The sequence below is a fragment of the Bradyrhizobium sp. AZCC 2262 genome, from assembly GCF_036924535.1.
Taxonomy (GTDB): Bacteria; Pseudomonadota; Alphaproteobacteria; order Rhizobiales; family Xanthobacteraceae; genus Bradyrhizobium.
In genome coordinates this window covers 796,345-817,198 of record NZ_JAZHRT010000001.1, presented here as the reverse complement: position 1 = coordinate 817,198, position 20,854 = coordinate 796,345, and the positions used below count along the sequence as shown (strand labels likewise).

The 20,854-nt window shown below is 58.1% G+C and carries 13 protein-coding genes; 6 read left to right on the top strand and 7 right to left on the bottom strand.

All coding sequences use genetic code 11. The features are described from left to right. The first annotated feature begins 138 nt into the window (after positions 1-138). The gene (locus V1283_RS03660; RefSeq protein ID WP_334385082.1) at positions 139-339 is read left to right on the top strand and encodes a hypothetical protein; all 201 of its coding nucleotides are present in this window, start codon (positions 139-141) and stop codon (positions 337-339) included. Between the two features lie 224 nt (positions 340-563). Here V1283_RS03660 and V1283_RS03655 read toward each other — a convergent pair whose 3' ends face one another. Then, positions 564-1,412: a hypothetical protein gene (locus V1283_RS03655; RefSeq protein ID WP_334385081.1), complete on the bottom strand. Its 849-nt coding sequence runs from the start codon at positions 1,410-1,412 to the stop codon at positions 564-566. 462 nt (positions 1,413-1,874) lie between these two features. Beyond that, positions 1,875-2,105, bottom strand: a complete 231-nt coding sequence (locus tag V1283_RS03650) for a hypothetical protein (RefSeq protein ID WP_334385080.1) — start codon at positions 2,103-2,105, stop codon at positions 1,875-1,877. A gap of 1,268 nt (positions 2,106-3,373) precedes the next feature. Between V1283_RS03650 and V1283_RS03645 the strand changes: the two genes are divergently transcribed. Both V1283_RS03645 and V1283_RS03640 read left to right on the top strand, forming a co-directional pair. Then, positions 3,374-3,754, top strand: a complete 381-nt coding sequence (locus tag V1283_RS03645) for a hypothetical protein (protein WP_334385079.1) — start codon at positions 3,374-3,376, stop codon at positions 3,752-3,754. Between the two features lie 274 nt (positions 3,755-4,028). After that, positions 4,029-4,343: a hypothetical protein gene (locus V1283_RS03640; RefSeq protein ID WP_334385078.1), complete on the top strand. Its 315-nt coding sequence runs from the start codon at positions 4,029-4,031 to the stop codon at positions 4,341-4,343. 629 nt (positions 4,344-4,972) lie between these two features. On the opposite strand, the gene V1283_RS03635 is transcribed toward V1283_RS03640, so the two are convergent. Continuing rightward, positions 4,973-5,389 (bottom strand): hypothetical protein, encoded by a 417-nt coding sequence (locus V1283_RS03635; protein WP_334385077.1) that lies wholly within the window; start codon positions 5,387-5,389, stop codon positions 4,973-4,975. A gap of 351 nt (positions 5,390-5,740) precedes the next feature. Here V1283_RS03635 and V1283_RS03630 point away from each other — a divergent pair, with 351 nt between their 5' ends. Both V1283_RS03630 and V1283_RS03625 read left to right on the top strand, forming a co-directional pair. Continuing rightward, positions 5,741-7,222, top strand: a complete 1,482-nt coding sequence (locus V1283_RS03630; RefSeq protein ID WP_334385076.1) for an undecaprenyl-phosphate glucose phosphotransferase — start codon at positions 5,741-5,743, stop codon at positions 7,220-7,222. Positions 7,223-7,461: 239 nt separating this feature from the next. Continuing rightward, the gene (locus V1283_RS03625) at positions 7,462-7,848 is read left to right on the top strand and encodes an H-NS histone family protein (RefSeq protein ID WP_334385075.1); all 387 of its coding nucleotides are present in this window, start codon (positions 7,462-7,464) and stop codon (positions 7,846-7,848) included. A gap of 986 nt (positions 7,849-8,834) precedes the next feature. On the opposite strand, the gene V1283_RS03620 is transcribed toward V1283_RS03625, so the two are convergent. Together V1283_RS03620 and V1283_RS03615 are read right to left on the bottom strand one after the other, a co-directional pair. Continuing rightward, complete coding sequence (locus tag V1283_RS03620; RefSeq protein WP_334385074.1) at positions 8,835-9,218, bottom strand: hypothetical protein; 384 nt, start codon at positions 9,216-9,218, stop codon at positions 8,835-8,837. Between the two features lie 885 nt (positions 9,219-10,103). Beyond that, entirely contained in the window at positions 10,104-12,245 is a 2,142-nt protein-coding gene (locus V1283_RS03615; RefSeq protein ID WP_334385073.1) for a type I secretion system permease/ATPase, read from the bottom strand. Positions 12,246-12,504: 259 nt separating this feature from the next. Between V1283_RS03615 and V1283_RS03610 the strand changes: the two genes are divergently transcribed. Continuing rightward, a complete protein-coding gene (locus tag V1283_RS03610; RefSeq protein ID WP_334385072.1) occupies positions 12,505-13,923 on the top strand; it encodes an HlyD family type I secretion periplasmic adaptor subunit in 1,419 nt (472 codons plus the stop codon). A 111-nt stretch (positions 13,924-14,034) separates the two neighbouring features. Here the strand turns inward: V1283_RS03610 and V1283_RS03605 are convergent, their stop codons facing one another. Continuing rightward, complete coding sequence (locus V1283_RS03605; protein WP_334385071.1) at positions 14,035-16,155, bottom strand: caspase family protein; 2,121 nt, start codon at positions 16,153-16,155, stop codon at positions 14,035-14,037. Between the two features lie 193 nt (positions 16,156-16,348). After that, complete coding sequence (locus tag V1283_RS03600) at positions 16,349-20,743, bottom strand: heparin lyase I family protein (RefSeq protein ID WP_334385070.1); 4,395 nt, start codon at positions 20,741-20,743, stop codon at positions 16,349-16,351. Positions 20,744-20,854: the final 111 nt, after the last annotated feature.

Below are 20,854 nucleotides of genomic sequence, written 5' to 3'. Positions count from 1 at the left end.
GTCCCGCGAGCTCGCTGCTACTCGAAGGGATCTTGATCGAAAGACGAGCCGGTAGAGATCGCTTATAATTTGACTTGGGCGACAAACTGAACGAAGGTATCTGGGGGAAGAACGGGGCTTGTCTGCTCGGAGAGTGTGATGAGCGAGGGTATGGTTGACCAATCAAAAGATGCCCTGCAAACGGCGGATGCGTGCCTGCCTGAAGCTGACTTTTTAGCACACTTGCCATTGAGTCCTTATCCCTTGGAAGCTGCCAACGACAACCATCGCTCGAGGCCGTACATTCCATTTTCTCCAGGCTGGTACGTCATGTGCTTGGGTGATCACGACCTCGGTTAAATTTCGGCCCAGTTCCTACGCCCGCGTGGCCGGCATCGAATCATTCCGGAACCCTCTGCCAATTCGCCGATGTGCATCATCGATTGAGCGCCCGGCCATCTTGCCAATCCGTTAGCATTGTGAATCGCGAGCTGACGTTCACACGTCTTATGCAGCAGCGGCTTCTGCTTCTCTTGGCCGCCGCCAAGAAAGTTGGATTATTGTTGGCGCCTTATCTGCCTGATTTAAGACCGGCGCGCCAATTCGATAGCGCCTAGTCCAGCGACCGTCAGCTGAGGCAAGCCGTTCTTCATTTCGACGAGATCAAACTCGATCAGAATTTTCAGGTCTTCTTCGCGCGGCGGCCACCAATTCAAACGATTGCCGTTAATATCCCGCAGGACCCAACGGAGTGCTATGGCACGTTCGCGGTCAGCCCTGCTTGTATGGATGTCAGGCTCAACGATGGCTTTTTGCAGCGGCGATCTTAGCTCTTGCAGCGGCGATCTTAGCTCCACTTTGCGTGCTTCAGCGAAAACCGATGGTGCGATCCTCGGCGGAGGCACTTCAGCAGCTTCTTGTACGTCGGATTTGAGAGGCGCTGCCGAAGCGGTCCCTTTGTCCTCGGTTCCAGGAACTGGCGTGGCGGTCTTGACTTCGGACGTAGCTGCGTTCTTCGCATTCGATGCCCGATCCAACATATTGGATAGCTGGGCAACTTCAGGATTGAGGATATCAAGTGCAATGTCGCGGACGCGATCAGCTTCTGGTGATGCTATCGGCTTGTCGCTGCCTGCTACTTGGGAAGCCGTCAATGCCATCACGTCGGCCACCGTCAAATCGACCGATCTGTCCTTTTTCTGTGTGAAGACCTGACTTGGGCCCAATCTTTCGCTCACGGCCTCGGCTTCACGCGAACTTGCATTTTCGATGGGTGGCGCCCGATCGATGGTTTCGGAGGTTGAGGCGAGTCCACTGTTCAGAACATCGACTGTCTTCTCGATAGAAGATCCGGCCTCGCTGGATTTCGGTTGCTCGGAAATCAAGCGTCGAAACTCCTCAATGCTCCAGTCGATCGAAACTAAGTTGGCCATATTCTTTTCCAAACTTGTGCTTTTTGTCCTTGGCCACGACATCGATCGCAAGGCCGGACGAAATACCCCCATCAAAGCGTGCTCTGAGGCCTGCGGCAATCGCCCGCGATGGGCTTATCCTCATTCAGGCCGCCGCCGATTACCCGGCGAGTCCTGTCGGCCAATGTCCGGAGCATTCGCGGGGCCGCCAAGCCTTAGAGAACCGCTGGTGAGGATCGGCCGTTTTGGCTGGAGGAAGACCCGAAGCCAGCAAACGACCGCCGCCGGAAACGCTGTTGCAGGTCACCCCATACCCGGCAAATATGCTCGTTCAGCTTTCAGGCGTAATGACCCTATAAACGTTGCGTCCAGACCAGCAATCGAGCGATGCGGATGACAGGAATCCTAAATCGCTTCCCGGTCCGACAACCTCACGATCACCTGCAACCGTTCCAGGCCTTCAAGTTCGATTTTGACCGAGCCCTAATTTTGCAAGACCGTTCTCACAGCAATTATAGCGGCCAAAATCATCGGGAAGGCGACAAATGAAATTACGATCCAAAACGTAAAGGGGTCTTGGTGCCGGTCAAACCAAAACTCGCCGATGCCCCGAATGCCGATCATAATTTGGCCCGCCACAATGCCACGCCAGGCGTACCAACCGATCGCGATCGCGATCGCAGCAAAAAATAGGGCTTGCAACACGGTGATCATCAAATATCTCCAGAGCGGGGTACCGTCCGCATTAATTCAACTGCCCTAGCAGTCCTAAAAAATATCGGCAGCATATATTGAGCTTTGTGCCCGCGCTGCAGGTTAATTATGGAGCCAAAAACAAAAAGCCGCTCCGGCTTTTCCGAGCCGGCCGGTTCACGTCGGCGGCCTTTTGTTTTTAGACGCAAAGCTTGTCCGTTCGCTCGGCCGGTCCGCAGACAAGCTCTTTCGCTCTATCTTACGGCGTCCGTGATTCGCTGGTTCGATCTCAGCGATGGGGACGGACTGACCTCGCGGCTCGCCAATTCACACCCCCTACAAATGACCATAAGTTTGGAAATCCGTGCGTCATCTTCGGCCTCGATCGCCTGGAGCAGGGTTACCCACTCCCGCGAAAATTGGCGAAGCTTGGCTAACTCGGCATCCCTGTTTTGGCTTGCCGGTTTTGCTTCGTCGATTTTTGTGCGTGTTCGCTTCGTCGCCGGCAGGTTGGGATCACGGCCAAGACCATCCCAGGCGAAACGATGAGGTTGCGAGAACTGGACTTGTTGGCTTGAGCTGCATCCGCACAGGGCCAGCACGACCGATAGCACCAACCATTTCGTGATCATGGGTTCGGACTTTGCGAGCGGTGATCAGCTACAAGGATCCGCGGGATTAAGCTGCCTCGATATGGTTAATAATCGGTAAAACAATCACGCTGGCGAGAGGCCGTCATTCGTTCTCCCGAATGCCGACCAAGTGCATTCCAGCCACTCTCATTGCCCGGCTTTTCGCCGTTCCTGAGTCGTGCCATCTGCGCGTTCTGCCCTCCCGTGCCGGACGGGATACATCGAATGCCGCCACGAGCCGCGGCATGTGTGTTGGCCGCGAGGGCAGCCGCAGCGTTGTCGGCAGCGAGAGGCGTGATCCTATCGCGGCGATCCGCGCCCATTTTGTGTTCTGACGTGCCGAGTGCTGCTCTCAGATTCAGACCGTCGTCATTGGTCCCGCATCAGCTTCCGCTGGCCCCCTACGGGTTTCCTGTCGATCGGGATTGAAGACCGCTTCACCAGCCTGGTACAAATCGCCTTCATCACCCCGATCTGAGCAAGCGTTGGATCGCCGATTGACGCGCCTTGGGTGGGATGGGCTAAATGGCAGGGTCAACTTTCTTGGACGTCACGGTTGAAATTCCGAGGCCCGACGAATTCTGGCCCACCTTTGACCTCTATTTTGTACCAATCGGCGAACAGATATAATTTCTTTTAATCAGAGCATGGCCCGCTATGTTCGAGTCTGCCCGCCAAGATGATCTTCCCAAGATTCTCGCCCGATCCTTTATTCGGGCCTGGGAACGTTACTACCTGTCCGCTCAGAGTGAAAAAATTTCTGAAGAGATCGCGCGGCCCTCTCTCGCGAAGCATTTGGTCGCAATGGCGAACGAGGGAGTAAAGGAGGAGGATGCTTTAGCGGCAGGCGGTCTTCTGCATCTGATTTCGATTACTCCCGACAAGCCGCTATGGGAAGAGTTCCGGATCGAAGTCGTGCCCGCAAGATTTCTCCACCAATGGAACGTCCGCGTGCCGCCGTCGGTTCGCGTTCGGACAAGCTCCAAACACACAAGCGCCAAGCGCAACCGAAGTGGCGCAGGTAGATTGAAAGCATGACTTGCCAGCGCTGGCACGAGTCAGCCTCGGCCGCATGTTCGCCCAGCCCACCGTCAATGATGCCGGCATTACTTGTTCTGGTGCCACCAGCGATCAGAATGGAAACGTTGGCTGCGGCACAATACCGACACCGGCAAGACCATCACGGTTCGGTCTAGCGCGTCAGTTACGAGAATAGCCATCGGCGTTATTTGCAAACCGGCACGGTTGAATTCCCTACGCCTCGGTCGCGTTCCCTATGCTCGCTTCGCCCTCTACATCCGCGACGAATTTCTTGTACGACCACCGCCTGCCATCCCAACGCCTCCACACCTGTCCCCAAACCAGCTTGCCCGAAATCGACCGCCTCGGGATGATGACGCGCCAAAGGTGCCAGACTTCTGCCCACGCGGGTTTCGAACTCAGCCTCACATCGTTACTCTGTACGCTCGTTTCCGCGCCCGTCTTCCATGGCTGCGAACGCCTGCTGATCGTCCCTCGCAGCCAGTTGCTCGAGATCATGCACCTGTTTGCGCAGTCGCTGCACCTGAAAGAATCGCTCGGCAAGATCGCCCGGCGCGACAGGCCGTTTCGGCGTAGAAGACTTTGAAGTAGGTCGTCGACGTACAGAAATCATTTGAAAAACCGTTGTGTTGCCTCTGGTCGAACAGAGCCGTCGGCGGGGTATGATTTCCTTACGGCTCTGCTACGAGGGGCCCGAAACGGGGACATTGTCCGGTGCAAAATCAATAACCAGGCCGCATGGCATTGCAATGAAACTCGCCCGTTAAGCTTGATGCTGAGGGTGGAGGTTAATTCCGGAACCGATTAATCAACGGGCTGCGAATGGCAAGCTCATGTTCTCTTGCTCGCGGGTTTCCAGCGCGTGAATCATTTTGGATTGAATGATCGGGATTCCCATCGGGCGAATTCCAATTCACGATGCTGGCTGGACGTACGTCAGCAGCTATGGCTCGAGCATATTCACTAATCTTCGTGAAGGGGTGGTCGCCGCTTTGCAGCGAGCGAACGGTGCCGGAAGGTCGCATCCGTCCTTCAAGCGATCATTTCGAGCCTCATGAATTCGCAATTGCCACGCGGCTACCGGAAGCGATCGCGGCCCGTCGATGGGAGACGAAAACCGGCGTTATTCGCGGGCGAACGAGCGGGCTTGGCTAGCAGTGCGCTGTTCCGCCAAATGGGACGTCCAGTGATGAGGCAAATGTGCTGAGCGCAGAACTACTCACTCTGCGCGGGCGGCTTGAAATCAGGAAACCGGCTCAACGTGGCCGTTTTCAAAAACTTGAAATGCGGGATCGCCGTGGCCAGTTCCTTGAGGCGACGTTGACCGTTTGAAATCTCGGCCGAAAACAAGTCCTGATGGTGACTGTCGCGCGCATCGCGTTCCAGATATTCGTCGGTGCCATTTCCAAGCGTCACCGCGGCGCGCGCCAGGACGTCCTCAACCCGCTCGTTGAGGCCTGACTGCTCCTGCTCGGCCGCATGGAGTGCATTTTCGATTGCCGCAAGGATGCTGCCCACGCGCGACCGGTCGGTTTCAGCGTCGCGATCGGCTGAACGCGCCTTAAATTCTCGGTCCGCCTGGCGACGCTTAAAAAAGTCGGGCGCGCTGGCCCGCATGAAACGCTGAAACATCGTGTCAGTCCGATTCGAAGCCACGGTTATCCGACGCAATTATCCAAATCACCCTACCTTGGTTAACAAGCCCTGAACGGATGCGACAATTCTGCCTGTGCCCGGCGCCATTACTGGCCTTCGACTTCCAGCCAGCGCTTCTCCCGCGTGGGGTAAGGGCAAATGCGTGCGCCGCTGACCAGTTAGCGCAAACGGCTCCAATTTAAGTTCCTGCAATTTTAAGTTTCTGTAATTTAAGTTCCTGTGCAAGAGATTAACGTTGCGTTGCAAGTTTCTTAAGTTTACATTAGGACTAATTAAATCTAAGCTAATTTAATTAATCGGCCCCTGAAAATTAAATACTGAAACAAATTGGCGGGTTTTGTTATGTCGGTGGGCTCTGATATTCGCGATAAATTGGTTCAGCTTGAGGATTTCTCAATCGAGCCGCGAGCGGGATTCTCCAGCGACGCGATTCCTTATTTTCTACCGATCGCTGATGCACTCGTCATTGTGTTGTCGTGCATCGCGGGCGGGATTGCCTACCAGTTGTCGGTTGGCAATCCGATGCCCGATATCCTGCCGCATTGCGCTATCGGCTTGCTCGCAAGCATTATTTACATCTTGCGAATGAGCGGAAACAGCTACTACGACTTTCCAGATAGTGCCAAGCCGCGGGTCGAGATACGCGAAATTCTGGTCTGCTGGTTCACGACAGGATTGATGCTGGCATTCGTCGCGTTCCTTCTCAAGGTTAGCGTCGACTATTCCCGCGGTGCCTTCGTGGTCTTTTATTTCCTCGCCGCCGCGGGCCTGCTCGGCGTGCGCAAGCTCACCAAGATTGCGCTGGCTGCGGCGATATCAAAAGGAGCGATCGGACGTCGTGACGTTGTCATGGTCGGCGATTTCAATGAAATTGCGGCCTTGGAGTCCCGAGATCTGCTGGCCTTTTTTGGCGCAGGTGAGATCAACCGCTTTACATTGAGCCAGGAAGATGACGATCCGTCAGGGCGCTTGTCGTCAGACACTCGGATTATCAATTCCGTCGCTAATTTTGTGCGGCGCCACAATTGCCGAGAGATCCTGCTCGCGTTGCCTTGGGGTGATACCAGCCGCATCGAGTTCGTCCGCGATCAAATCAAGGTCCTACCCGTCGCTGTGCGGTTGTTGCCGGATACGCAAGTTCGTTCGTTGACGAATTTCAGGTCGTCGGCGCGTCAGCGTGTCCTGGCCATCGAAATTCAGCGAGCGCCCCTCAGTGCGGCCCAGCGTTTCGTAAAGCGCATCATGGACGTCTTCGTAGGTGCTCTGGCCCTAGCATTTTTCTTACCTCTCATGGTTCTTACCGCCATCGCAATCAAACTCGATGGTCCGGGACCGGTAATTTTTCGGCAGAGCCGAAAGGGATTCAACGGCAAGGAATTTGTCATATTCAAATTCCGAACTATGACGGTCCAGGAGAATGGACCAGCCGTTGTACAGGCGACCCGTGATGATGCGCGAGTGACACCCATTGGACGGTTGCTGCGATCGGCAAGTATCGACGAGCTGCCCCAGATCGTGAATGTTTTGAGGGGTGAAATGTCGCTGATTGGACCGCGCCCACATGCGCTGGCACACGACAACTATTTCGAAAGTATTCTGGGCGATTACGCCTTTCGCCATCACGTCAAGCCGGGCATCACCGGTTGGGCACAATGCAACGGAGCAAGAGGCGAGACGCCGTCGATCGAACATATCGCGGAGCGTGTAAAGCTTGATCTGTGGTACATCAATAACTGGAGTTTTTGGCTCGACATCCAGATATTGATCAAGACGTTTTTTGAGATCTTGCGGAAGCGGAATGCCTACTGAGCAAGCTGGCCTTTGCCGTGTTGCGATACCGAACTTTCTCCGCCGCCGTTTGAACATTCAGGTTGCTGGAGATTCAACCGCTGGTTTCGAACTTTATATGTTGTCCATAATATACAATCATAGGTATTAAGGTATATCACTGGCCCTGAAATCGCTCTGCATCGATATTTGCACTGGAAAGGCTCTGCATAACGTCTATATGATCAACCGCCGAATCGAGTACTCTTGAAGGCCGCCGGATGAGCAAGAAATTCAACCTTGATGCCATGTCCATTGACGAAATGTGGCAGTTGCACGAGGAAATTAGCGCGGTTCTTTCCATCAGGTTGACGTCGGAGAAACGTGAGCTCGAAAAGAGATTGGCGCAGCTTCGTCGCGAGAAAGAAATGCGTCAATCGGAGTCGGCGGACAGTCAGCCGAGAGATGCGCCTCGGGAGCGACGGAAATATCCGAGGGTATTTCCAAAATACAGAAATCCGAACGAGCCTACCGAGACCTGGTCAGGGCGTGGCAAACAGCCGCGGTGGCTGACTGCCGCTCTCAAGACAGGTCACACCATCGACGAATTCGTGATTGGAACTGTAGAATCGAAGAAGAACAGTTCTAGCCGGCGGCAAAGGGCGTAGCGACCTTAAAACAGGTTTTGCTAGCAACTTGTGGCAGCGGGCGTCCACCAAGGTCCATATCGCGATCGCATGATAGCCTGCTAGCTTCTTCAACCAAGCATGCTCGACCCGAGAGCTGGTGTTTGTTTCAACTCAAGCGGTCCCACGCGCGCGCTGCGGCCTGGTTCAACCCAAAGTAGCCTAACCTTGAAAGCGGTGCGGTCCTGGCCCACGGGCTAAGGACGGATTTCCGACGGCCTGACCCGCACGAAGGCGACTTTCCTTGCCTTCGATTTTATCGGTCTTGGTCATTAATTTGAAATGATGCGGCGAAAAGCCATCGGCCAGGTAGCGAATTGCCAACAATGCTCGGCTAACTCCTGCTTCTAATATGTGAGAGGCTGCCTGGCGTCGCATTGGAAGGGCATCGGGCACTGGATGCTGGATTGCGGCAGTCCGGCCTTAACGAATGGACCGTCAGATGGAAAACCGACGATTAAAGCGCACCAGGACGTACCACCCCGCCAAGGTCTTGGTTCAAGATGAGGCCGTGCACCATTGCACTGTTCACAATCTTACAGGTTTCGGCCTTTGTATTGAGCTTACCTTCGAAGCTGACGAATTGCCGGACACGTTCGATTTTAGTTTCGACAATTTCAGAACTGTTCACGTCTGTAAAACGATCTGGCGCGAGGACAATGTTGCGGGAGTCACCTTCGAGAGGCCCCCGCAAGGTTCCCCTGCAAGCCGGCGGGCAAAGCTCAGAGTTGTAAAATAGCCGCTCATTTCTTTGGTAAGATCCCTCCCCGGCGCTGGCTCAGGTAACCCCTGGTGCATGTTTTTGCCGCGGTCACCCTCAAATCTCGCCGGGGCGGAAATAGCTTCACAAGGTCGCAGCTAGACACAATTCCGTGATTGGGGCTTCTGGTTTGAACCTTAACGATCGGCCGCCAGTCCCATGGCTGGGCCGAACGCCGTTAAGTGGCATGGCGGTTGCTTCACTTTGTTCAGTCAGTCAGTAGAGGTTTAAAATGAGCCAGCAAATCGATACTGCCTTTCAAAAAGCGAAACATAAGAGAGAGACAAAATCGGCACCATCCTTCGGAACACTCGCCAGGCAATACTTCGATCTTCAACGCCTTCGGCAAGAGGTGAGAATAGCTGAATGCGGAAAAACCGCCGGCCAGGAATGGTTGCTGGATAACCACGGAGCGGCGGCCGATTGGCCGACGCCGAGCGCGCGCCCCCGCGCATATCCTCTGGTGCAGCACTGACCACGAAATCGGCACCACCGAAACCGAAACACCGCCATTCCCGACGCTGTTGGCCGTTCTGATCGCGATCCCCGCCATCGCCTGGCGGCATGGCGGGTCGACTTTTGAGCGCGTCATGGCCAGTGGTCGCGATTTAATCCAATCCTGATTTCGACCGGGAGCGAGGTATCTACCGCGGCGACGCACTCGCTCGTGCAGACACCCGCAGCGCCCAAGTATGCGGCGGCGGCCGCCCATCGATCGGTTGTCCGATACGAAGTCAAGCCACTGGCTCTTTGGGTGGCAAACCGCCGAATCGGCCGTCGACCAGAGAAATGTGCCCGCAAGAGAGCCGCCCGAGATCCGGATACCGATCGGCGCCTGAATTCCGCCGGAATGCGGCCGCCAAGGTCATTTGCCGGGATGAGAGCCGGTATTTTGATACCGAATCCAGTAGTATATCGGCTACCCCCTTCACGAAGAATCAACGTATTCGGGAGCAACCTACCCGCAGCGAAGCCGTTGAAGTAAGGGAGGCCAAACGTGCTTGTACTTTCAACGGTCAGTTTTTTGGTCGGGGCGGCGCTCGCGCAGCGCTTCAAAATCATGGTCTTGATACCTGCGGTCGCAACTGTGCTGACGGTTGCTGTGGGAATCGGCGCCACGAACGCGTACACTGTCTGGTCAATCGTTGTGACGGCTGTCATAGCCGCTACGAGCATGCAGATCGGCTACCTGATTGGGATGAGCATTCACGGTTTGCTGGCGGCTGCATCATCTAGGTCAGCGCCCTCAACGTCGGCTCGGCACCCCGCGCGCTAACGGCTCGCGCGTGATGCGGCTAGTCCAAGGATTCAAGGAATTTTGGGGGCGGCCCCAGCGTATTCTGGTCGGACTCACATCGCCAGACCGCAATCGCCGTCGCGGGCTTCTAGCCAGGGCCGGACGATTGTCATCGCAGACGAGCTGGCCTTCCCGCTTCAGCTCAGCTCTGCAGTCCTGCACGAACTTTCCGGACCGACTCTAACGCACTTCATGGATATCGGCCTGCACCCGGTGAAGTGTGGCATAGCGGCCGCCCTTCTTGATGAGCTCGTCGTGTGTTCCATCCTCGACCAATCGGCCCCGATCAATGGTTATGATTCTATTGCTTCGGCGTACGGTCGAGAGGCGGTGGGCGATAATGAACACGGTGCGACCTTGGGCGATGCGTTGCATATTCTCCTGAATTATTCGCTCGCTCTCGTAGTCCAGCGCGCTGGTGGCTTCGTCGAAAATCAAAATGCGAGGATTAGTCACCAGCGCCCGGGCGATGGCGATGCGTTGGCGCTGTCCGCCTGAAAGGCTTGCACCACGCTCGCCCACGACCGTGTCATACCCCTCCGGCAGTTCCAATATGAAATCATGGGCGCCGGCGAGCTTCGCAGCTTCGACGACTTGCTCGATCGGCATAGATGGATCCGGTAAGGCGATATTGTCCCGGATCGACTGATTGAAGAGTACGTTCTCCTGCAGCACCGAGCCGACCTGGCGGCGCAGCCATGACGTATCCACCATAGCCAAGTCGACCCCATCGACCAGCACGCGGCCCCGCTCGGGAATGTAGAGGCGTTGCACGAGCTTTGCCACGGTGCTCTTGCCAGAGCCCGAGGGTCCGACGATGCCAATGACTTGTCCGGCGGACACGCTGAAACTGACGTCGTGCAGCACCTCCGGGCCGTCTATGCGGTAACGAAACACAACATGGTCGAACGTGACGTCGCCGCGTATCGCGGGCAGTGCGGCGCGCGCCGGATTGAACTTTGGTTCCGGCGGCGTATTGAGGATGTCGCCGAGCCGCTCCACCGAGAGCTTTGCCTGGTGAAACTCCTGCCAGATCTGGGCCAACCGCAGCACCGGCTGGCTTACCCGGCCGGCCAGCATGTTGAATGCGACCAGCTCGCCTACACTCATGTCGCCGGAGATGACAAGCCGAGCTCCGAAATACAGGATGCCGGCCATAACGACCTTGTTGACAAATTGCACGCTATTGCTGGCGGTGTTGCCGAGCCGTAAGACCCGGAAGCTCGCCGCTATATAGCCAGCGAGTTGCTCTTCCCAGCGCCGCTGCATCTGCGGCTCGACCGCCATCGCCTTAAGGGTTTCTACCCCAGTGACGCTTTCCACGAGAAAGGCCTGGTTCTCCGCGCCGCGCTTGAACTTCTCGTCCAGCAGCCGGCGAAACTGCGGCGTGACCCCGACCGAAATACCCACATAAAAAGGAAACCCGGCGAGGACGATGCCAGTTAGCAGCGGCGAGTAAAGAAACATGACCCCTAGAAAGACAACGGTGAAGAACAGATCAATCACTAGGGTCAGCGCCGAACTGGTCAAGAAAGTCCGGATGCTTTCCAGCTCACGCACGCGTGCGACGGAATCGCCGACGCGGCGGGCCTGAAAATAGGCTGTGGGCAATGCCAGTAAATGCTGAAATAACCGCGCGCCGAGTTCTACGTCGATCCGATTGGTGGCGTGCGAAAAAAGATAAGTCCGCAGGATCCCGAGAATGGTTTCGAACAAGGCTATCCCAAGTAGCCCGATCACCATCACATCCAGCGTGCCCATACTGCGATGGACCAGAACCTTGTCGATCACCACCTGAAAGAACAGCGGCGAGGCGAGCGCAAACAGCTGAAGAAAAAAGGATCCAAGGAGCACCTCAGCCAATTGCTGACGATACTTGTGAATCGCGCCCACGAACCATGTGATATCGAAGCGACGTGACAATTCCGTCAGGCTCGCGCGCCGGGTCATCAGAACGATACGTCCGTCCCAAATCGCCTCCAGGTCAGCTCTGCTCATCAATTCCGGGCGCGGCGTTTTCGTGGATTGTACGACGACCTTGTCGTCTCCCACTTTGCCGAGCAGGAGAAAGCCGCCATCCTTGAGCGCCGCAATGGCAGGCAAAGGGGTAGTCGCCAGGCGCGGCCAGCTTGTCTTCATTTCGCGCGCCTTGAGGCCGAATTCCTTGGCGCATCGAATCATGTCGGCAATGCCGATAGCCGCAGTTCCGCACTGATGACGAATTTGGGCGGGATCTGCCCCGGCGCCGTGAAAACGCAGCAGCATGACCAGCGCGGTAAGGCCTGGGTCATTCCGGCCGGGCACTTCCGAATGTGTCGTCATATCAGCTCTCACATCCTGTCGTTTTGCTGCTAACCACGCCAATGGGCAGCATTCTATTCTACAGTTCTAAACTTATTGGACTGAATTAAGGGAGACTCCGCCGCGCCCACAATATTCAAGATTTAATCGCAATTAGGACAGAAAATTCACTCGACAGCTGCTATAATTGGCCATCTGGACAGCATTGGGGCGCTATGATTGCCCGATTTATCGAGCTTGCTTACAAAGGGGCTAATTGCTTGTATTTTAGGCGAAATCCATGAAATCGGAAGCGAAAGTTGTTCCCTTTCCGGCAGCAGCTCCCAAGCCGCGCGAGCGGGAAGAGCTGGCGTTCCTGCCGGCCGCGCTGGAAATCGTCGAAACCCCGCCCTCCCCGATCGGCAGGGCAATCGGCGCGACCATTATCGCGTTGTTTGTGCTGGCTTTGGCTTGGGCGACCCTCGGCCACGTGGACATCGTGGCCACCGCAACCGGGAAAATCATTCCGACTGGCCGCAGCAAGGTGATTCAACCCTTCGAGACCGGTGTCGTGCGCGCCATACGGGTTGCGAACGGCCAAATTGTCAATGCGGGCGATACGCTGATTGAACTCGATCCCACCATCAACGAAGGCGAGATCAATCATATCCGGAGCGACTTGCAGTCGGCTCAACTCGATGTCGCTCGCCTAAATGCGGCGCTTACCGATACTGACGATCCGCTCGCGGCATTCCGTCCCCCGGAGGGAGCAGACCGGGCGCTGGTCGCCATGCAGCGCCAGTTTCTGTTAGCGCAAATCTCTGAGCACAAATCAAAAATCGCCGCTCTGGACGGGCAAAAGGCCCAAAAGGAAGCTGAGCTGGCTACCATCTCGGCCACGGTCAATAAGCTTGAAACGGTCATTCCGACCATTGAGGAGCGCGTCAATATCCGCAAGAGCCTCGATCAATACGGCTCCAGGTTGCAATACTACGAGGTGCTGCAGCAATTGACCGAGAGCCAGCAGGAACGGTTGGTCCAGAAAAGCCATTTGAAAGTAGCGCAGGCAGCGGTTGCCGCGATCACCGAAACGCGTGCCCAGACCAGGGCCGAGTATCGCCGAACTCTGTTCAGCGAATTGACCGAGGCAAAGCGGAAAGCCGCCGGCTTGGCGGCCGATCTGTCGAAGGCCGAACAGCGCACCAAGCTGCAGCAGCTGACCGCGCCGGTATCAGGCATGGTTCAGCAGCTGGCCGTATATACGGTCGGCGGTGTTGTGACGCCGGCGCAGGCCCTGATGGTAATCGTGCCGAGCGACAGTCAACTGGAGATCGAAGCCATGGTGAGCAACCGTGACATCGGTTTCGTGCATGCCGGCGATGAAGTGCAAATCAAGGTCGATACGTTTGATTTCACCAGATACGGGCTGCTGCACGGGAAGGTGCTGAGCATCTCATCGGACTCGATCGTGCGTGATGCTTCGAGCGACAAAGCGAACGACAAGCCGGCCGGTGCCACAAGCGAGCCCAAGGGCCAGGAATTGACGTATGCGGCGCGGATCTCCGTGGACCGCTCGAAGATGCAAGTCGAGGACAAGACGGTCAACCTTTCACCCGGCATGGCAGTCACCGCCGAGATCAAGACCGGATCTCGACGGATCATCGGCTACCTAATGTCACCGCTGGTGAAATATAAGCAGGAGAGCCTGCGGGAAAGGTAAGTAGGGAAAGTTTGGAAGAGGAGCCCACCGCTGCTGGTGCTTCCGCTGTCAAGACAGCCTATTTCCCTCAGCCGCAGATTTGTATCCCGTTCACGCGGGACATGGTTTTCTCTAAGGCTTCGGCGGCGATACTCCGAGCTCGACGTTGGGACGACGCACCACACGATTCGACGGTGCCACCCGGTTGGGCAGAGCCGCGGGCTGCTGCGCATGACCAACTTCTATCGGCGATGAAGCCGCGCGTGCAATCGGTGTTTGTGGCTTGCGGGTTGGGCGCGGCGCAGACGTTGTCGGTCGGGAAAGCGGCAGCGGAATGCTGCCAGTCGCCGACAGCGTTGCGGCGCGCTGCGACGGCGCGAGTGTTGTGGTCACGGGGACCGGCACCTCATCGTCTGTGGTAAGCGCAGACGACGCGATGGGCGTATTTGCCAGTGTCCTGTTGTCGATCGGCCAAGGCTTCCTCAGGCTCGGAGGCGCTTTGATCGCTTCCCATGCCATCGGATAGTAGGTCGCCCAGAGATCTGTCGGAGCCCCTATCGTGCTTATCTCTTTTCGGGCGGGCGGCTTGTAGATCGCCCAGAGCGGCGTTGAAGCGAGCTCAGCCACCGCGGGTTTTGTGAGCACTTTGATCGCTTCCCGCGCCGGCGGCTTCGAGGCGGTTAGCTGTGGCCGCCAGCGGCCGCTGACCGAGGCGGCCTTTGTCGCCACCGAGGATGGAAGGCGCGGGCTGTCCATAAGGTTGCCCGCGCTGGACGGCAGAATCGCCGAGGCCTTGGCCTGGCCGTTCGCCCCGGTGGGAAGGTCAATCGCGTTGCGGAGCGGTGCTTTTTCGACGCTGTTGAAAACAGGTGAATTGGGCGGCGCCACCACGTAAGCCGGTACATCGACATAGGACGGTAACGACACGAATCTTGGGGCCGGAAGGACGTATGCTTCCGAAGGAGCATCTGGCGGCGCCAAGGCGAGCAATTCAGGCGGCGGCGGCTCCAGAAAATAGGCGGGCGAAGGTGGTGGCGACTCGAACGCGAATGCCGGATCGTTGAAGAGCAGCACGGTCCGCTCGACAAACTCCAGTTCGTCCGGCAATGGCGGGGGAACGTCGTAATCTATCATTGCGAATTTGGAGGGCGGCGCGATCGTGGCACCAAGGTGCACGAGACGGCGGCGCGCGTCGTCAACATGGGCCCCCGCTGGATAGCGCGACAAATAAGACCAGTAGGCGTCAGGTACATTGGCTTGGCCGGTCCGTCGCCAAGTAATGGCCTCGCGCCGCGCCGCCAGGAGCGCGCGGATGCGCTTCGTCATGGGGTCACGCCAATAGTCTGCAAGGAAATCTGCATAGCCGTCGAAAGTGTCGCGCATCAAGGCCGCCATGTAGGCGTCTTGGGCACCGAGGCTCCCCATTGGCTGGGAGCGCATCCGAGCGGTCCGCTCGGGCGAATCCGCCCGCGATGGCGCGTCAGGACCGCGTTCAAAGAACATGAATTGCGCTTCGATGTCCGAGGTATCCCAGGGTACCTGTGCCCCCTTCGTCAATTCGTTGACACGCAAACGCACACGATCAAATAGATCGGCTGGCGTCCGGCCGCCCTCGCGGATCATCTCGGAAAGCGCCTTGGCATAGGGGCCGTAGCCATTCCCGCTATCCGGCGAGACTGTGCCGGGGGCGGCATTGAATGCGATCAGCATGTTGGTTTCGGGCTCGACCCAGGCGAGGCCACTAGCCGGCGGTTGACCTGACAAGACAAACGGATTTGCGCGGGCCATGTCCAGGATCATGAAGCTTGCCTTCAGATCAAGCGCCGCGAGCGCGAGCGATTGTTCCGACAGCCGTACCGCCCTGAGGGACACGTCCGAAGCATCGGTAATATCCGCGTCGATCGGAAGCAGATAGTTCTCGCCTTCGAGCTGCAGCCCGTAACCAGCGAAATACACGGCAGCTACCGCGCCCGGTCCCGCGCTCCTGACAGCGTCGACAAAATCGCGGAAAGTCTGCCGTAGCAGGTCTTCATCGAGGTCTCGGGCGCCCATGACATCAAAGCCCGCGGCCCGCAGGGTTTGGGCGATCAGAGCGGCATCATTGACCGCGGTCGCGAGCGGCTTGGCCTTGTAGGATGCATTCCCGATCACGAGCGCCAGACGCTTTTCCGAGGGCGCAGCGCCTGCTGTAGCGGCGGACACGTTGGCGAAAATCGCCAGAACGGCGAGCAATGTCTTCAAAAGTCCGTGCATGCTATGCTGCAACTTCAGGCGCTCATGGCGAAGATAACCAGCATCGCTCCAAATGCCGGTGACCACAAGGATATCCGCAGCGCTCGCCCGGCGACAAGCGCCGAGCCCGGTTACGTGGCTTCGATGGCAGCGAGGGGCTAGGGCCGCAATTCACGGCCGGCCTAGGCGAATACCATTCTGCTCTGCGAGGGAACTAACCTGTCATATCGGAATGCTGCCGCTGAGTAACGGACTGAGCCAACTGTGGCAACAAGCCCCCTCCTCCCAGTTCACTGCGGCTGACCATCGAAGTGCCAGCACTATCCCAGCCCGAAGAAGCAAATGCCGAAGCCATATGTTGCGACCATAGCGCCAATCTCTGGTCCAGGGCTGCAAGCGAGGGGGCCGGGTCGCTCCCTGAATTTTCCGACATCAAACTCTCTTGCTGGCCGGGCAACGGCGGATCAACGACCGTCGTTCCACCATGGCCGTCGCTGGCCACGGTGAAGTTCGCCAACGAATAATTGCCGAGGAGAGCAATGCTGGCCGTCTTCGTTCCGTCGCTCACGGTCAGCGTACCCGGCGAGTTGTTGCCCGTATAGCCGATCGTGGCATTTGCCCCAGCCGTAATGTCGGCGAGGTCGATGACGTCTGTGGTCGTAAGCTGTCCGCCGATCGTCCCGTGGAAGTTTGCAGAGTTGTCAATGACGAGGGTGCCCGTTGCGCCTGCAAAACTGACCGACCCGGAATAGGCCCCCGTGAGCTCCGCGCTTGCGCCGCTGCCGATCACAAGGCTGTTCGCACCGATAATGCTTCCGCTTCCGGAGAGCAGGATTACTCCATCGCCATTCAGATCCTGGTGGAAACTCGCCTCAATCCCTTGCAGCGCCGCACTGGAGCCCGAGACGGCGCCTCCGACCGCGTTGGAGATCACGTTGCCGTTGTTGTCGGTGTTCCAGACCGTGTACTGATTCCCGCTCGCAGCCTTCAGCGCAACCTCGTAGCCGCTGGCGGTCTTTTCCGCGCCGATAAGGGTCCAACCGCCGAGCTGATCCACCGTGATGACCGAACCACCAGACTTCAGCTGAGGGCCAGTCCCGCCGCCAACAGGATTCAACAGGTAATAGTTGGCAACCTGATCCAGCGCGGTTGCGCCCAATGACTCGACTCTTGTCGTGACAGAGCCGATCGTGCCATCGCCATTCAGATCCTGGTGGAAACTCGCCTCAATCCCTTGCAGCGCCGCACTGGAGCCCGAGACGGCGCCTCCGACCGCATTGGAGATCACCTTGCCGTTGTTGTCGGTGTTCCAGACCGTGTACTGATTCCCGCTCTTCAACGCGACCTCGTAGCCGCTGGCGGTCTTTTCCGCGCCGATAAGGGTCCAGCCGCCGAGCTGATCTGCCGTAATGACCGAACCACCAGACTTCAGCTGAGGGCCAGTCCCGCCGCCAACAGGATTCAGAAGATAATAGTTGGCAACCTGATCCAGCGCGGTTGCGCCTAATGCTTCGACTCTTGTCGTGACAAGGCCGATCGTGCCATCGCCATTCAGATCCTGGTGGAAACTCGCCTCAATCCCTTGCAGCGCCGCACTGGAGCCCGACACGGCGCCTCCGACCGCGTTGGAGATCACGTTGCCGTTGTTGTCGGTGTTCCAGACCGTGTACTGATCCGCCCCCTTAGCCTTCAGCGCAACCTCGTAGCCGCTGGCGGTCTTTTCCGCGCCGATAAAGGTCCAACCGCCGAGCTGATCCACCGTGATGACCGAACCACCAGACTTCAGTTGAGGGCCAGTCCCGCCGCCAACAGGATTCAGAAGATAATAGTTGGCAACCTGCTCCAGCGAGGTTACGCCGGATAAATCCACGCTTGTCGTAACAAGGCCGATCGTGCCATCGCCATTCAGATCCTGGTGGAAAGTCGCCTCAATCCCTTGCAGCGCCGAACTGGAGCCTGAGACGGCGCCTCCGACCGCGTTGGAGATCACGTTGCCGTTGTTGTCGGTGTTCCAGATCGTGTACTGATCCGCACCCGTAGCCTTCAGCGCTACCTGGTACCCACTGCCAACCTGCACCGCTGCGATGAAAGTCCAGCCAACCATTTGGCTATCGGTTACCGCCACGCCGCCACTCGAGATTGCCGGTCCCACCCCTGCACTGTTCGCCAACAAGTACTTGTTCCCGACATGGGTCAGGTGGGCGCTGGTGTCGACCTGAAGCGTGCCGGAAGGATTGGTGACCACTGCGCCCAGGTTGGCGGCATTGCCGGCGCCGTCCTTGACCGTGGCTCCGTTGAGGCTGACCCCGGTCACCGTGAGGTCGGAGGTGTTCTGGCCGGCCGCCACCGTGTAGCTGAAGGTCAGCTTGCTCGTGCCCGAGCCGCCGGTATAGGTCGCCGTGCCGCCGTCGTTCAGCGTCAGCGTCGGCTTACCGCCGGCAACCGTCACCGCTCCGTCGAGGTTCACCGTCAGCGTCACCACGCTCCCGGTCCCGACGGTGCCACCACCCGCCGTGATCCCGGTGCCTGAGGCCACCACAGAGGCCGCAGCCGGCGCCGTGGTGCTGATCTGCAGCGTGCCGGACGGGTTGGTCACCGCGCCGGTGAGATTGGCGACATTGCCGGCGCCATCCTTGATGGTCGCCGAGCCCTGGTTGATCGCGGTCACCGCGAGGTCGGCGGTGTTCTGGCCGGCCGCCACCGTGTAGCTGAAGGTCAGCGCATTGCTGCCGGAGCCGCCGGTATAGGTCGCGGTGCCGCCGTTGTTGAGCGTCAGTGTCGGGGTGCCGCCCGCAACCGTCACCGCCTCGCTCAGATTGAGCGTCAGCGTTACAACCTTGCCAACTCCGAGGTCGCCCGCACCGGCCGTGATACCGGTGCCAGAGGCCACCAGAGAGGCGACAGTCGGCGCCGTGGTGTCGATCTGCAGCGTGCCGGACGGATTGGTCACCGCGCCGGTGAGATTGGCGGCCTTGCCGGAGCTGTCCTTGATAGTTGCAGTGCCCAGGTTGACCGCCGTCACTGTAAGGTCGGCGGTGTTCTGGCCCGCCCCGACCGTATAGCTGAAGGTCAGCGCACTGCTGCCCGAGCCGCCGGTATAGGTCGCGATGCCGCCGTCGTTGAGGGTCAGCGTGGGGATACCGCCCGCAACCGTCACCGCCTCGCTCAGATTGAGCGTCAGGGTTACCACCTTGCCAACCCCAAGATCGCCCGCGCCGGCCGTGATCCCGGTACCGGAGGCCACCAGAGAAGCAACGGTGGGGGTTGTGGTGTCAATCTGCAGCGTGCCAGCCGGGTTGGCCACCGCGCCGGCGAGATTGGCGGCGTTGCCGGAGCTATCCTTGATGGTCGCCGTACCCAGGTTGATCGCCGTCGCCGCGAGGTCGGCGGTGTTCTGGCCCGCCCCGACCGTGTAGCTGAAGGTCAGCGCATTGCTGCCCGAGCCGCCGGTATAGGTCGCGGTGCCGCCGTTGTTGAGAGTCAGCGTCGGGGTACCACCCGCAACCGTCACCGCCTCGCTCAGATTGAGCGTCAGCGTCACCACGTTGCCGGTCGAGAGGGTGCCCGTGCCGGCCGTGATGCCGGTACCGGAGGCCACCAGCGAGGCAACCGTCGGCGCCGTGGTATCTCCGGTCTGCCCCGTTGAGCCGCCGTAAGTAGAAGGAGTCGGAAACGACGCGTTATTGTAGGAGAGTACGATGTTGCTGTAGTCGACAGCTATCGGCGACGTCACCCCTTCGGGATATCCTTCGTAAACCCCCAGCTTCAAATACTGGCCACCGGTCTCGGTCCCCAGTTGGCCGTGATAATCTACGATTTGGACGCCATCAGACCAAATCTTTAGGAAACCGGTTGAATCGGTGGAGAAATTGGCCTGAATTTGGATGTCGTAAGCATGACCGCGTACAATGGATTTCGGATCTACATAAACGGTCTGCTCAAAGGACTCATTGATATTCACAATCACCTGCAGCTTGTCGCCCTTGATCGAGATCGAGAACGGGATGCCGGATTCCTCGTGCATCTGCGCGACCGATAGCCAATCGACGGGATTCACCGCCCCCGGCTCCACAGTCATCGTGTAAGCCGCGTTGAAGACCTGGTGGTCGAGCGCCTCGTCGACCGTCAGGATTTCGGATCGAGCCGTTTCATCATCGGCCCACAGGTCTCCGGGCCGCACTTCCATGCGAACGGTGTGCGCATCCGGATTGGTAAGGCTCCAAGGTTTATTGCCGGATTCGACGAACCAACCCTGGCCGTCGATGATAATCGGGTTCTGCCAATTGTTGCTGGCCGGCCTGAAGTCCGTAACGCTCGGAATTACGGTGACCGACAAGGCGCTTGACGGCGCACTGGTGGCGCCCGACGTATCAGTCGCTGTGGCAGTCAAGCTGTGGGTGCTGTCGGAGAGCTTTGGTGTCTCAAACGCCCATGCACCGGAGCTGTTCGACGTGGCCGTGCCTAAGAGGGTCGATCCGTCATAAATCGACACTGTCGTATTTGGGTCCGCAGTCCCCCAAACCGTAACCACGTTCGCGTCGGTGATTCCGTCACCCCGGGTACCACTATCTGCAAAGAAATTGCTAATCGTAGGCTTTTGAACGGCCATCTAAGGCTCCCCAAATTTCGCCGCCGCTTGTCCAAATGCGGGCCGATCTCACGCGCATGACAGGGGGTCGGTTAACTATAAATTCGACCCCTACACTCCAGCTAGCTTTGA

Coding starts and splice junctions, on each gene's coding strand:
- V1283_RS03660 (WP_334385082.1), top strand. CDS start 139: ATGAGCGAGGGTATGGTTGACCAATCAAAAGATGCCCTGCAAACGGCG.
- V1283_RS03655 (WP_334385081.1), bottom strand. CDS start 1,412: ATGGCCAACTTAGTTTCGATCGACTGGAGCATTGAGGAGTTTCGACGC.
- V1283_RS03650 (WP_334385080.1), bottom strand. CDS start 2,105: ATGATCACCGTGTTGCAAGCCCTATTTTTTGCTGCGATCGCGATCGCG.
- V1283_RS03645 (WP_334385079.1), top strand. CDS start 3,374: ATGTTCGAGTCTGCCCGCCAAGATGATCTTCCCAAGATTCTCGCCCGA.
- V1283_RS03635 (WP_334385077.1), bottom strand. CDS start 5,389: ATGTTTCAGCGTTTCATGCGGGCCAGCGCGCCCGACTTTTTTAAGCGT.
- V1283_RS03625 (WP_334385075.1), top strand. CDS start 7,462: ATGAGCAAGAAATTCAACCTTGATGCCATGTCCATTGACGAAATGTGG.
- V1283_RS03620 (WP_334385074.1), bottom strand. CDS start 9,218: ATGACGCGCTCAAAAGTCGACCCGCCATGCCGCCAGGCGATGGCGGGG.
- V1283_RS03615 (WP_334385073.1), bottom strand. CDS start 12,245: ATGACGACACATTCGGAAGTGCCCGGCCGGAATGACCCAGGCCTTACC.
- V1283_RS03610 (WP_334385072.1), top strand. CDS start 12,505: ATGAAATCGGAAGCGAAAGTTGTTCCCTTTCCGGCAGCAGCTCCCAAG.
- V1283_RS03605 (WP_334385071.1), bottom strand. CDS start 16,155: ATGCACGGACTTTTGAAGACATTGCTCGCCGTTCTGGCGATTTTCGCC.
- V1283_RS03600 (WP_334385070.1), bottom strand. CDS start 20,743: ATGGCCGTTCAAAAGCCTACGATTAGCAATTTCTTTGCAGATAGTGGT.